Source organism: Bacteroidota bacterium (assembly GCA_016183775.1).
GTDB lineage: Bacteria > Bacteroidota > Bacteroidia > JABDFU01 > JABDFU01 > JABDFU01.
This window is the reverse complement of the sequence record JACPDY010000050.1, coordinates 6,074-19,003: the sequence shown is the minus strand read 5'-3', so window position 1 is coordinate 19,003 and position 12,930 is coordinate 6,074. Positions and strand designations below refer to the sequence as shown.

The following is a 12,930-nucleotide window of genomic DNA, read 5'->3' as shown; positions in this document are numbered from 1 at the left end:
GAAAGATGTTATAAGCCAGAACATTTGCAAGGCAATAAGGCCAATCATAACAATCAAAAGAATTACATTTGAATGTTTCGTAAGAATATGCTTCATAATTTTAAATCTATGAAAAATTAAGACGTGTATGGCGGTATTAAGGTTTTATTCAGGCTTTTTAAGAAATTGTAAAGCTCGATTAATCTGGTATTAATTTACTTTTACTATTAGATAAAAAATCCAATGACTATAAATACTGCTGCAAAACAATCTCAATTAAAGAAACTCTGTGTCTCAATTTCTTTAAAAAGATTTTTACATAGCACAAATAACCCCGAAGTGTTGTGGGCCAAAATACTTTTAGCTGCGGCAATGCTGATGAAAGGATGTCTATCATCCTGACAAATGTTTATGTTTTTTTATAACCTATAAACTTTACAAACCATGAAAATGAAAATAAAAATGAAAGTTATAACATTTATACTGATACTTCCGGTCATTTTATCCAACGCCCAAACCTGGACGAAGAAGACTGATTTTAGCGGTATAGCAAGAGAAGCGGGTGTTATGTGCCTTCTTAAAAAGAAAATTTATACAGGACTCGGAGGCAACAATACTTTCTACAACGACTGGTATGAATATGATGTTTCGTTAAATTCCTGGTCTCCTAAAAAAAGTTTTCCGGGTGTAGCCAGATTTGCGCCCGCCTTTTTTACTATCAACGGCAAAATTTACGTTGGTTGTGGCTTTGACCAATCTTTTTCTCCCTTAAAAGATTTCTATTGCTACGACCCGCCAACAGACAAATGGACCATAGTTGCCGATTTTGACGGCGGTGTTCGCGGAGGCACAATTCATTTTTCATCGCACAATAAAGGATTCGTCGGGATGGGAGTAAATTCATCCTTTACACCGCAACAAGATATTTGGATGTATAATGACACTACAAATAAATGGATAAAGAAAAATAATTATGCGGGTGGATCCCGTTGGAGAATGGTGACTTTTGATTTAAATGACACCGTTTATGCTGGATGTGGCGCTGACAACTCAACCTCCTATTCCAGCTTTTGGAAATATGATTTCAAGAATGACAATTGGTTGAAAATTGCAGACTTCCCAGGTGCACCCCGTGTATCTCCATTTGGATTGGGCATAAACAATATGGGATACGTCGGAACAGGTCTATCCATTTCTATGGTAAATTATAAAGATGTTTTTAAATACAACCCTTCAGCAAATACATGGACGGCTGTAGCAGATTTTCCGGGTGGGGCAAGAAATTCAACTGTATGTGCATCTGATGGCACTAATGGATGGATAGGTTTGGGAAATAACGGAGCGGGTTGGGAAAATGACCTATGGCTGTTCTCAGGCATAACCGGAATTGATACATATAACCAACTTAATGGCATCACACTATTCCCTATTCCGGTAAGTGATATATTAAACTTATCTATCGACAAACCTATCAATGGCCGTTTCGAAATAGCAACAATTAAAGGAGAAATAACAATGACAGGTAAGCTTACAGATCACATGGATATAAGTAATCTGCCAAATGGAGCGTATATATTTCACGTTTTATCAGACTTTGGAAATTTTTATCAAAAAATTATTATAAATCATTAGTTGTTGTTGGTTATTAGCTATTCGTTTCAGGAAAATAGTTACTCACTGACAATCACCTGCTAAGTGGCAGCAATTTCATGACAACAAATCTACCCCTGTCTTACACCAAACCAAAAAATGTTATTGACAAAAACCGGATATGAAAGTCGAAAAATATTTTTCATCCAGCCAAAACATCGACTACAATTGGGTTTAATAACATCCTGAATCTCTTTTCAATTAACAAAAAAGTGTTTAAAAGTTCCTTGCAGGTTTTGTGAGCCAAAGTGCTAATCATCGTACTTTTATTGCGACTTAAATTTAAAAAAGTCCGATTCATCTAAATGCAGGTAACTTATTACGGACATTCATGTTTCAGCGTCACAGTAAATGGAAAACATTTATTGTTCGACCCCTTCATCCGCCCGAATGAATTGGCTAAAAATATTGATATTAAAAAGATTAAGGCCGACTATATTCTGATCTCTCACGGGCATGAAGACCATACCGCAGATGCGGTAGAATTAGCCAAACTAACAGGAGCTATAACTATCTCAAATTATGAGATTTACAACTGGCTATTGAAACAAGGAATTAAGGGTTGCCATCCGATGAATACGGGCGGCAAATGGATGTTTGATTTTGGTAAAGTTAAATGTGTAGCGGCCGAACATTCAAGCAGCTTACCCGACGGAACTTATGGAGGAAACCCATTGGGCTTTATAATCGAATCAAGCGAAGGCAATTTTTATTATTCCGGTGACACAGCTCTTACGTACGACATGAAATTGATCGGGGAATACAGGAAACTTGATTTCGCATTCTTACCCATCGGCGATAATTTCACAATGGGTATTGAGAATGCTATTCTTGCAAGCACTTTTATCAATTGTCCGGATATTATTGGTATGCACTACGACACGTTTGGCTTTATTAAGATAGATCACCAAGAAGCTATAAACAAGTTTCAACGGGCAGGAAAAAAATTAACACTGCTCAGGATCGGTGAAACCATTAATTACGAATTCAAAACAACATTGAGCAAGGCATAGTCAGCTGATCAGTTTCAGGTGGCAGAATAAACTATAAAAAAATAAATTCAGGATATGGGAAAAATAATCGCAATAGCCAATCAAAAAGGCGGGGTGGGAAAAACAACAACTGCCATTAACCTGGCAGCGAGTTTAGCTGTGCTGGAATACAAAACCTTATTGGTTGATGCCGACCCGCAGGCTAACTCTACATCGGGTGTGGGCTTTGAACCACGCAACGTGAAAGCGAGCATATACGAATGTATTATTGATGAAATCGATCCGGCCAATGTTATTTTAAACACCTCTACACCCAATATGGATCTGCTTCCTGCCCATATTGACCTTGTAGGCGCTGAAATCGAAATGATCAATCTGCCAAGCCGCGAGAAAAAAATGCGCCAGGCATTGGCTAAAATAAAAGATGATTACGACTTTATTATTCTGGACTGCTCACCATCCCTTGGACTTATCACAGTTAACTCATTAACAGCGGCCGATTCGGTAATTATTCCTGTACAATGTGAGTATTTCGCCTTAGAAGGCCTGGGCAAACTGCTCAATACTATTAAAATTGTTCAATCCCGTCTCAACTCCGAACTTTCCATTGAAGGTATTTTATTAACCATGTACGATATTCGCCTGCGCCTTGCCAACCAGGTTGTGGAAGAAGTAAAAACACATTTCCAGAATATGGTATTCGATACCATCATTCAGCGCAGTACTAAATTAGGCGAAGCTCCAAGCCATGGCGAAACCATTATTATGCACGATGCCAGCAGCAAAGGTGCTGTTAACTACCTGAACCTTGCCCGTGAAATACTCCAAAAAAATGGCCTCACAAAACTTTCGGAGTCGGAAAAAATCATTAATATTACTGAGGAGAACTAAGTACAGATAACGAATTATTACGAATTTACGAATCGACCTTTTTAGGTTCCGAATATCTTCTAATTGTTATTTTTGCCATTCGTAAATTCGCAACATTTCGGTATTCGTACCACACTATTAATATTCGTAACACATAATGAGCACTAATAAACGTAACGCGTTGGGTAAAGGTCTGAGCGCGTTATTGGAGAACGCCAATACCGATATTACATCATCATCAAAAACGCCAGAAGGCAATACCCCTGTCGCGGGTTCTATTGCGGAGATACCTCTTGCCCAAATTGAAGCAAACCCTTTCCAACCCCGCACCAAATTTGAAAAAGAAGCATTGGCTGAATTGGCCGAATCAATAAGTTCATTGGGGATCATCCAACCGGTAACGGTTCGCAAAGTGGGGTATGACAAATACCAGCTTATTTCCGGGGAGCGCCGTTTCAAAGCCTCTCAGGTAGCCGGATTAAAGAGCATTCCCGCTTATATTCGCATAGCGAACGATGAAGCCATGCTCGAAATGGCCCTTGTAGAAAACATTCAGCGCGAAAACCTTGATGCCATTGAGATTGCGATCAGCTATAAACGTTTAATGGATGAATGCGGACTTACACAGGAAAATCTGAGTCAGAAAGTAGGTAAACAACGTTCAACCATTGCCAATTATCTGCGCCTGTTAAAGCTTCCGGCTGAAGTGCAATTGGGTATACGTGACAACAAGATCAATATGGGCCACGCCCGCGCTATTGTGAACATTGATAAAGCTGAAACCCTGATTGAAATATACAACCGAATAATCAGCGAAGATCTTTCTGTCCGTGAAGTTGAAGACCTTGCCCGCTGGCAGAATAAAAAGCCGGAATCATTAAGACGATCTAAAAGATCCGCGGCCTTCCCCCTGCCCGAAAAACTTAAAAAAGTAAATGAAAGTATTAAGATCACTTTCGGAAAGAAAGCGGAACTGCGCAGGCAAAACAGCGGAAAAGGAAAGATCGTGATCCCCTTTGCATCTGATGCTGACCTCGAAAGAATACTAACCCTGCTTGATATTCTTTAATATTTAGTGGATTGATGCAATTCCCAAAATGCCACAAAAGCACTAAATTCCACGAAAAAATTAAATAAAATGTTAATCAGACATCAAACGATTTACGAAATAATTTGGTGGGATTTAGAGTTTTTGTGCTTTAGTGGCAATAAAAAAATTTCAATAAATAATAAAATCTCCCGGTCGTGAGGTTGTTCTTAAGCATAGTTCTTGTTTGTTCCTGTCTCATCGGATCTGCCCAAAGCAGCAAAGAAAAAAATACGCTTCCTGTTAAACCGGATACATTAAAAAGAACCGAAATAAAACATTCTGTACGAATGGCAGCCCTGTTATCAACTGTCCTGCCCGGAGCCGGGCAGGTATATAATCGCAAATACTGGAAAGTTCCGGTCGTTTATGCCGCCTTTGCCGGACTCGGGTACATGGTCATGATCAACAACGATGCATACAACAAATATAAGCAAGCCTATATTTATCGTACAGACAGTGACCCTGCGACAATTGATTCATACGTAAATAAATACTCCGCCGAAAATCTGCTGACCTTAAAAAATTCTTACCAGCGTTCGCGCGATTTCGCCATCATCGGAGTTGCAGCCGTTTATGTCTTAAATATTGTTGATGCCGCAGTTGATGCTCATATGTTTACATTTGATGTGAGTAATGATTTATCCCTGCATGTATGTCCGGCTTTTATCTATATCGCTCAAAATAATCTTCCCGGAACAGGACTTGGTTTAACTCTTAAATTCTAACTTTAACATCTTTTAACAGCCGGAATTTATTTTGGCACAATAAAAATCTCAAATTTAATCTTTATGAAGATCGCGCTATTCGGATACGGGAAAATGGGAAAGGAAATTGAACAGATCGCTCTTTCCAGAAAAAATGAGATCGGACTGATCATTGATCTTAATAATATTAATTCCTATTCTGTCGCTGAATTAAAAAAGTGTGATGCCGCGATTGAATTCAGCACACCCGATACAGCGGTTTCAAACATTTACAAATGCTTTGAGGCGGGAGTACCCGTAGTAGTAGGTACAACAGGCTGGCTGAAACAATGGGATGAGGTTGCAAAAGTTTGTAAAGAAAGAGATCAGACCTTGTTTTGGGCATCAAACTTCAGCGTTGGGGTTAACTTATTTTTTAAACTGAATGAATATTTGGCCAAACTAATGCAGCCGCACAGCGAATACAATGTTACAATGGAAGAGATCCACCATATACATAAAAAAGATGCCCCAAGCGGAACCGGCATCACTTTAGCAGAAGGCGTATTGAAGAACATGCCAGGCAAAAAAAACTGGGTGAATAATGAAACAAATAAACCCGGAGAATTACAATTGGTTTCCAAACGAATTGATGAAGTACCGGGCACACATTCCATCCGTTATTCATCGGAAGTGGATTATATTGAAATAACCCATGTAGCACATAGCCGCAAAGGTTTTGCCCTGGGCGCTGTACTTGCCGCCGAATGGATAAAAGGCAAAAAAGGTATTTACGGAATGAATGATATGTTGAAGATATGAGATATGAGATATGAGATATGAGATATGAGATATGAGATATGAGATATGTATGAGATATGAGATATGAGATATGAGATATGAGATATGAGATATGAGATATGAGATATGAGATATGAGATATGAGATATGAGATGTGAGATGTGAGATGTGGGATATGGGATGTGGGATGTGGGATGTGGGATGTGGGATATTAAGAGTATTTATTAAAAATGTTTGAAATCTTCTGTTTACAATTTATGATACCGTGCGCAATGTCATTTTTAATTCACAATTCTTAATTTTTAATTTCGTATGACTCCCTTCATATATTTCCTTATACTCTCCTACCTTCCGACGGTTATAGGTTTAAAAAAATTCTTTGAAGCCTTTGGTGAACAAGGATGGAAAGCTTATGTGCCGTTTTATAACATCCTTATACTTCTTAAAATAATTCAACGCCCCTGGTGGTGGCTTTTATTGTTCATGGTGCCAACAGTAAGTTTTATCATGTGGTGGATAATGCTTTACCAGCTCTATGAAAGCTTTGGTAAAAAAAGCGCGGGCGAAAAATTCATTGGCGCTGTTTTATGGTTTGTATACCTCCCCTGGTTTGGATACAGTAAAAATTTAAAATACAGCGGCCCAATTGACTACACCAAAGTAAAACGCTCCTGGATGGCCGAATGGGTTGATGCCGGCTTGTTCGCGGTTGTGGCCGCCACTATTATCCGTACATTTTTTATAGAAGCATTTACAATTCCCACTTCATCACTTGAAAAATCATTAATGGTGGGTGATTATTTATTTGTGAGCAAAGTAAGCTATGGAGCTAAAGTGCCTAACACTCCTCTATCGTTTCCGTTCACACATCATACCCTTTTTCTTACAAAAGATACCCGTTCATACCTGGAATGGGTAAAACTTCCATACTGGCGACTGCCCTGTCTTGGGAAAGTGAAGAACAACGATTATGTGGTATTCAATTATCCGGATGGAGATACGGTCGCTCTTGGCGCACAAAACCAAAGCTATTATCAGCTTTGCAGAGAATTTGGTTGGGGCTATGTAAACAATCCCGACAAGGTTAATCCATATTCGGGTGAACCATTTGGAAATGTTGTGGCCCGTCCGCCGGATAAACGGGAAAATTATGTAAAACGATGTGTTGCAATCGCAGGAGACACACTCGAAATCAGACATAGCATTTTCTATATAAACGGAAAACCATCATACGCTGCGGAAACAATGCAGCATCATTATATAGTAAAAACAAAGGATGGGTTTGGATTCAACCAAAAAGTTCTTGACAAATTCGATATTACAGAGCCTGTTGAAAACAGGATGATACCCGGAGCATTGATCCTTACCCTCCCGAACAATAAGGTTGAAGAATTTAAAAAACTGCCAAATATCGAATCAGTAACACCACTGATCGGTGATAGCAATGTTTACGATCCGCGTATCTTTCCACATAGTCCGAACTATAAATGGAATGTCGATAATTTCGGACCGCTTGTTATGCCTAAAGAAGGCATGACTATAAAGCTTGACACAACTAACATTGCTTTGTACGATAGGATTATTACCGCTTATGAAGGAAACACATTGGCAATAAAAGGTGACAAAATATTTATTAACGGAGTTCCGGCAAGCTCCTATACTTTTAAACTTGGTTACTATTTTATGATTGGCGATAACCGTCACAACTCTGCCGACTCACGCTATTGGGGATTCGTTCCTGAAGACCATATAGTAGGCAAACCTGTATTCGTATGGATGTCGTGGAAAAACGGATTCATGGGTAAAGCACGTTGGGACAGATTTTTCACGTTTGTACATTCAGACGGTTTATCCCGTTCCTATTTGATACATTTCCTGGGTTTCCTTGTCATAATGTTCGGATACAACTACTTTAAAGGCAGGCGAAAGGCTAAGGTTCAACCTAAAACTTAAAGATGGATAAGCATTCCCTCCTTCAAATGGTTGCAGCTTCCCTTGCTGCTTGCTGTTTAGTAATGGTTTTTGTTTGGTTATGGGCTTGTAAAATAAAAAACGCAGGGGTCGTGGACATTTTCTGGGCCTTTAATTTTGCCGTGATTGCGATCGTTTGTTACTTGCTTGGAAGCGGATTCGATGTTCGTAAAGCTCTTATTTGCGGCATGGTTATAATATGGAGTTCGCGGCTGGGTATTTATCTTCTTATCCGCGTCGGTTCACACCTTGCAGAAGAAGAAGGCCGCTACAAACAATTGCGTAAAGAATGGCAACCCCACCCGGACAGGAAATTTTTTGGCTTCTTTCAAATGCAGGCCGCGTCGAATGTTTACCTGGCAATTCCTTTTTTTATCATCTGTCTTAACCCCAATCCTGAATTATTAATATCCGAAAAAGCCGGGTTCTTTATATGGCTTGTCGCTATAATTGGTGAAGCTGCTGCCGATTGGCAGCTAAAAAAATTCAAAAATGATCCCGGCAACAAAGGCAAGGTTTGCCAATCGGGACTTTGGAATTATTCCCGTCACCCTAATTATTTTTTTGAATGGATGATATGGGTCAGCTACTTTACTTTTGCCCTGGCCTCTCCTTATGGATGGATATCCGTTACATGTCCGTTAACAATGTTGTTCCTGATCTTTAAACTTACCGGCATACCAATGACAGAAGAACAATCAATCCGTTCAAAGGGAGATGCGTACAGGGAATACCAGCGTACAACAAGTGCTTTTGTACCCCGGTTTAAAAAAAATTAAGGTTATTGGTTGTTAGCTGTCGGTTGTTAAAGAGTAATTATAATAGGGGTTAGCAACAATTCAAAGCAAACAACTAACAACATGTTTTATTCTTCTTTACTCGAAAAAAATTTAATCCCCGACTTCCTCATACGTATAGGCATCCGTCAATTATTAAGTCAACGTTTAAAAGAAGAGAACCGGGGAAGTGTTGAAGCCAATCAACAACATTTAATGAAATTGATCGAAGAATTAAAAAACTCACCCATTGCCATTGAAACAACAGCCGCAAACGAACAACATTACGAAGTTCCCACTGAATTTTATAAACTATGCCTGGGAAAGCACTTAAAATATTCGAGCGGTTATTGGAAAGACGGAATTACCGGCATTGATACATCAGAGCTGGACATGCTGGAAATAACCTGTTCGCGTGCAGAATTAAAAGATAGGCAACAAGTATTGGAATTAGGCTGCGGCTGGGGTTCTTTGTCGCTATTTATGGCCCAAAAATTTCCGGAAAGTCATTTTACTGTTGTTTCCAACTCCCGTACACAAAAAAAACACATTGATGAACAAGGCCAGCAGAGAGGGTTAAAAAACCTTGAAGTAATTACCTCTGACATGAATGTTTTTAATATTGATAAAAAATTTGACCGTATTGTATCTGTTGAAATGTTTGAACATATGCGCAACTATGAAAAATTACTGGAAAAAATAGCCGGTTTTTTAAATGAGACAGGCAAATTGTTCGTTCATATTTTTACTCACAAAGAGCTCGCGTATAAGTTTGAAGCAAAAGATGAAAGTGACTGGATGAGCAAATACTTTTTTTCGGGGGGCATTATGCCAAGTGATGATCTGCTTCTTTATTTTAATAGGCATTTTAATGTAGAACAGCACTGGCGTGTTAGCGGTATTCATTACAGTAAAACAGCCGAAGCCTGGTTAAAAAATATGGATTCAAATAAAAATAAGATCATGCCGCTATTTGAACAAACGTATGGAAATAATCAAGCCTTAAAATGGTGGGTGTATTGGCGGGTGTTTTTTATGTCTTGCGCTGAGTTATGGGGGTATAATAATGGAAACGAATGGATGGTGAGTCATTATTTGTTAAAAAAAGTAAGAAGGCAGAAGTAAAAAGGCAGAAGTTAAAAACAAAAATTATAAAAAACATAAATCAAAACACTATGGCAGAGAAGGAAAATGACCTTTTGGATAGAACGTTTAAATTTGGGGTTAATTGTTTAAAGTTTCTTAAATCTCTTCACGATGAATATATTTATGGAATTCCAAAAGTTCAACTTGCAAAGGCTTGTACCTCCATCGGAGCTAATTATGAAGAATCGCAAGGTGCTGTTTCCAAACGCGATTTTGCCAATAAAATAGGGATCAGCTATAAGGAAGCAAGAGAAAGTGTCTATTGGCTTCGTGTGTTAAAAGAGCTATATGAAGAAGAAAAACACCAAAAAAAATTTGAGGAGTTTATAAATGAAGGAATTGAGCTAAGAAAAATATTAGCCACAATAAAAAAGAAATCTTCCAACAATCCATAAACATAAACACATGTCTTTCAACTTCACGTTTCCCTTCCTTTCACTTCTGCCTTCTGCCTTCTTACTTCTTACTTACTAATGGAATCTTTAGCAATCATAGGAACAGGAATAGCAGGAATGACTTGTGCACATTACCTGCACAAAAAATATAACATTACGATTTATGAAAAGAATAACTATGTGGGTGGTCATACAAATACGATTACTGTTGATGAAGATGGAACTCAAATTTACATAGATACCGGCTTCATGGTATTTAATCACGCCACCTACCCTCTGCTTACTAAGCTGTTCAAGGATCTGAATGTTCCAACCAAACCAACCTCCATGTCATTCAGCGTGCAGCATATGCCAAGCGGACTTGAATATTCGGGCTCAGGACTAAACGGTTTATTCGCTCAACGGAAAAATATTTTTAGTAGGAAATATATATCAATGCTTGGACAGATTGCACGTTTCAATACTGAAAGCGTTAAAATACTTGATGACCCAACATACCAAGACCATTCTATCGAGGAGTATATTAAAGAAATGAAGTATGGCGATGACATGTTATGGAAGTACCTCATTCCGATGAGTTCCGCGGTATGGTCAACCCCAATGGATAAAATGCTGCAATTCCCCGCGGTAACATTGATCCGCTTTTTTAAAAATCATGGATTTCTTGGTCTCAATACACAACATCAATGGTATACTGTAGTTAATGGAAGTAAAACATATAGCGACATTATTATTGAACCATTTAAAAATAGTATTGAAGTGAACAATGCAACGGTACAATTAGGTCGAACAAATGGAAAAGCAATTGTCATAACAAAAAATGGAACAAAGAAGGAATTCGACAAAGTTATTCTGGCCTGTCATGGAGATGAAGCATTACAACTACTTGCACAACCTACATTACAGGAACTACAATTATTGCAACCATTTAAGTATCAAAAAAACACAGCCACACTTCATACTGATCATTCAGTTATGCCTAAACTGAAACGCGTTTGGTCATCCTGGAATTACAGAATTGAACAAAAGACTTTACACCCCTCTACCACATATTGGATGAATAACCTGCAACATGTTTCAAAAAGTAAAGACTATTTTGTATCGATCAATGATCCGGGAAATATTGATGAGAAAAAAATAATCAAGCGAATTGATTACACACACCCATTATTTGATGTCGCAGCCATAAAAGCACAAAAGGAATTATCTTTATTAAATGCAATGGGGCCGATTTATTTCTGTGGAAGCTATTTCAGATATGGTTTTCATGAAGATGCGTTGTGGTCGGCAAATAAATTGTGTCAAAAACTGAATGAACTCCTGCCTGTATAAATGCCTTGTAATGCACAACCGCATAGAACCTAAACCACACAGGTTCCATTACAACGTATTTACGTTCTATATCGACCTGGATGAAATCGACCTAATCACCAAAAAGTTATGGTTGGTCAGCAAAAACAAATTCAATGTATTTAATTTTCGTGATAAAGACCATATCCAACTGCCTTCTCAAAAACCCGATACTTCCAGAAATGTAAAACAAAACCTGTGTGAATACTTAAAACAAAACGGTGTTGACTTAAAAACAGGAAAGGTAATGTTGCTTACCAACCTGTGTACATTTGGGTATCAATTCAACCCTGTGTCGTTCTATTTCTGCTTTGATGAACAAGGTAAACCGGTTTGCTGCGTTCCTGAAGTCGGAAATACTTTTCTTGAGATAAAACCATACCTGCTTGACTCCTCTACCCTGTCCGGAAATATATTCAAACAAAGGATAAAGAAGCTATTCTATGTTTCACCATTTAGTGATTTGGACACCGAATTTGATTTCAATGTAGAGATACCATCGGATAAATTAAACATCCGCATCGATGATTATAAGGACGAAAAGCGAATATTCATCAGCACGTTGAGCGGCTCTCAAAAAGAATTATCCAATTTAAACCTGCTTTGGTACAGTTTTCGCTTTCCTCTTATAACACTACAGGTAATAGGCTTAATTCATTGGCAGGCTTTGAAATTATGGTTCAAAAAAACTCCATACCATAAAAAAGATGATCATAAAGAGCTCCAGCAAAATGTATTACGACCCTACAATAAAAAGTGATCGGTGATCGGTGATCGGTAATCAGTAAACAACAACCGATAACAAATTACCGATTACTGATAACCTACAGCATTTTTCTATCTTTACATATAATGAAAACCCTCTACAGATTTACATTAAAATCATACGTTGGCCCGTTTATAGCTACTTTCTGCATAGCCATATTTGTGCTCCTTATGCAATTCATCTGGCTGTATATTGATGACCTTGTAGGTAAAGGGCTTGAATGGTATATATTGGCTAAATTTTTATTCTATGTAAGTGTTACGCTGGTACCGATGGCTTTACCTCTCGCCATTTTATTATCTTCACTGATGACATTTGGCAACCTGGCTGAAAACTATGAGCTTGTTGCCATGAAATCGGCCGGCCTTTCACTCCAGAAGATCATGCGGCCGTTAACCATCACATCAATCGCGATAAGCCTCACTGCCTTTTATTTTGCCAATAATGTGCTGCCATGGGCC

13 protein-coding genes are annotated in these 12,930 nt (G+C 38.4%); all 13 read left to right on the top strand.

Going from position 1 to position 12,930, the window contains the following annotated elements; translation table 11 throughout:
• Nucleotides 1-441: 441 nt before the first annotated feature.
• The gene (locus HYU69_06690) at nt 442-1,611 is read left to right on the top strand and encodes a hypothetical protein (protein MBI2270034.1); all 1,170 of its coding nucleotides are present in this window, start codon (nt 442-444) and stop codon (nt 1,609-1,611) included.
• A 323-nt stretch (nt 1,612-1,934) separates the two neighbouring features.
• Nucleotides 1,935-2,642: a metal-dependent hydrolase gene (locus HYU69_06685; GenBank protein ID MBI2270033.1), complete on the top strand. Its 708-nt coding sequence runs from the start codon at nt 1,935-1,937 to the stop codon at nt 2,640-2,642.
• Between the two features lie 54 nt (nt 2,643-2,696).
• Complete coding sequence (locus tag HYU69_06680; protein ID MBI2270032.1) at nt 2,697-3,512, top strand: ParA family protein; 816 nt, start codon at nt 2,697-2,699, stop codon at nt 3,510-3,512.
• A 136-nt stretch (nt 3,513-3,648) separates the two neighbouring features.
• Entirely contained in the window at nt 3,649-4,560 is a 912-nt protein-coding gene (locus HYU69_06675; GenBank protein ID MBI2270031.1) for a ParB/RepB/Spo0J family partition protein, read from the top strand.
• Nucleotides 4,561-4,736: 176 nt separating this feature from the next.
• Complete coding sequence (locus HYU69_06670) at nt 4,737-5,306, top strand: hypothetical protein (GenBank protein ID MBI2270030.1); 570 nt, start codon at nt 4,737-4,739, stop codon at nt 5,304-5,306.
• Nucleotides 5,307-5,369: 63 nt separating this feature from the next.
• Complete coding sequence (dapB, locus tag HYU69_06665; GenBank protein ID MBI2270029.1) at nt 5,370-6,086, top strand: 4-hydroxy-tetrahydrodipicolinate reductase; 717 nt, start codon at nt 5,370-5,372, stop codon at nt 6,084-6,086.
• A gap of 291 nt (nt 6,087-6,377) precedes the next feature.
• Nucleotides 6,378-8,018 carry a signal peptidase I gene (locus HYU69_06660; GenBank protein ID MBI2270028.1) on the top strand — a complete coding sequence of 547 codons (1,641 nt, stop codon included), beginning with the start codon at nt 6,378-6,380 and terminating at the stop codon, nt 8,016-8,018.
• Between the two features lie 2 nt (nt 8,019-8,020).
• A complete protein-coding gene (locus HYU69_06655) occupies nt 8,021-8,815 on the top strand; it encodes a DUF1295 domain-containing protein (GenBank protein MBI2270027.1) in 795 nt (264 codons plus the stop codon).
• An 81-nt stretch (nt 8,816-8,896) separates the two neighbouring features.
• Nucleotides 8,897-9,937: a class I SAM-dependent methyltransferase gene (locus HYU69_06650; protein MBI2270026.1), complete on the top strand. Its 1,041-nt coding sequence runs from the start codon at nt 8,897-8,899 to the stop codon at nt 9,935-9,937.
• 50 nt (nt 9,938-9,987) lie between these two features.
• Nucleotides 9,988-10,353 carry a four helix bundle protein gene (locus HYU69_06645; GenBank protein ID MBI2270025.1) on the top strand — a complete coding sequence of 122 codons (366 nt, stop codon included), beginning with the start codon at nt 9,988-9,990 and terminating at the stop codon, nt 10,351-10,353.
• Nucleotides 10,354-10,431: 78 nt separating this feature from the next.
• Nucleotides 10,432-11,685: an FAD-dependent oxidoreductase gene (locus tag HYU69_06640; GenBank protein ID MBI2270024.1), complete on the top strand. Its 1,254-nt coding sequence runs from the start codon at nt 10,432-10,434 to the stop codon at nt 11,683-11,685.
• A gap of 10 nt (nt 11,686-11,695) precedes the next feature.
• Complete coding sequence (locus tag HYU69_06635) at nt 11,696-12,463, top strand: DUF1365 domain-containing protein (GenBank protein MBI2270023.1); 768 nt, start codon at nt 11,696-11,698, stop codon at nt 12,461-12,463.
• A gap of 92 nt (nt 12,464-12,555) precedes the next feature.
• Nucleotides 12,556-12,930, top strand: a 375-nt coding sequence (locus HYU69_06630; protein ID MBI2270022.1) for an LptF/LptG family permease, incomplete at its 3' end; no start/stop codon positions are given.

Coding starts and splice junctions, on each gene's coding strand:
- HYU69_06685 (MBI2270033.1), top strand. CDS start 1,935: ATGCAGGTAACTTATTACGGACATTCATGTTTCAGCGTCACAGTAAAT.
- HYU69_06675 (MBI2270031.1), top strand. CDS start 3,649: ATGAGCACTAATAAACGTAACGCGTTGGGTAAAGGTCTGAGCGCGTTA.
- HYU69_06680 (MBI2270032.1), top strand. CDS start 2,697: ATGGGAAAAATAATCGCAATAGCCAATCAAAAAGGCGGGGTGGGAAAA.
- HYU69_06650 (MBI2270026.1), top strand. CDS start 8,897: ATGTTTTATTCTTCTTTACTCGAAAAAAATTTAATCCCCGACTTCCTC.
- HYU69_06655 (MBI2270027.1), top strand. CDS start 8,021: ATGGATAAGCATTCCCTCCTTCAAATGGTTGCAGCTTCCCTTGCTGCT.
- HYU69_06635 (MBI2270023.1), top strand. CDS start 11,696: ATGCACAACCGCATAGAACCTAAACCACACAGGTTCCATTACAACGTA.
- HYU69_06690 (MBI2270034.1), top strand. CDS start 442: ATGAAAGTTATAACATTTATACTGATACTTCCGGTCATTTTATCCAAC.
- HYU69_06645 (MBI2270025.1), top strand. CDS start 9,988: ATGGCAGAGAAGGAAAATGACCTTTTGGATAGAACGTTTAAATTTGGG.
- HYU69_06640 (MBI2270024.1), top strand. CDS start 10,432: ATGGAATCTTTAGCAATCATAGGAACAGGAATAGCAGGAATGACTTGT.
- dapB (MBI2270029.1), top strand. CDS start 5,370: ATGAAGATCGCGCTATTCGGATACGGGAAAATGGGAAAGGAAATTGAA.
- HYU69_06660 (MBI2270028.1), top strand. CDS start 6,378: ATGACTCCCTTCATATATTTCCTTATACTCTCCTACCTTCCGACGGTT.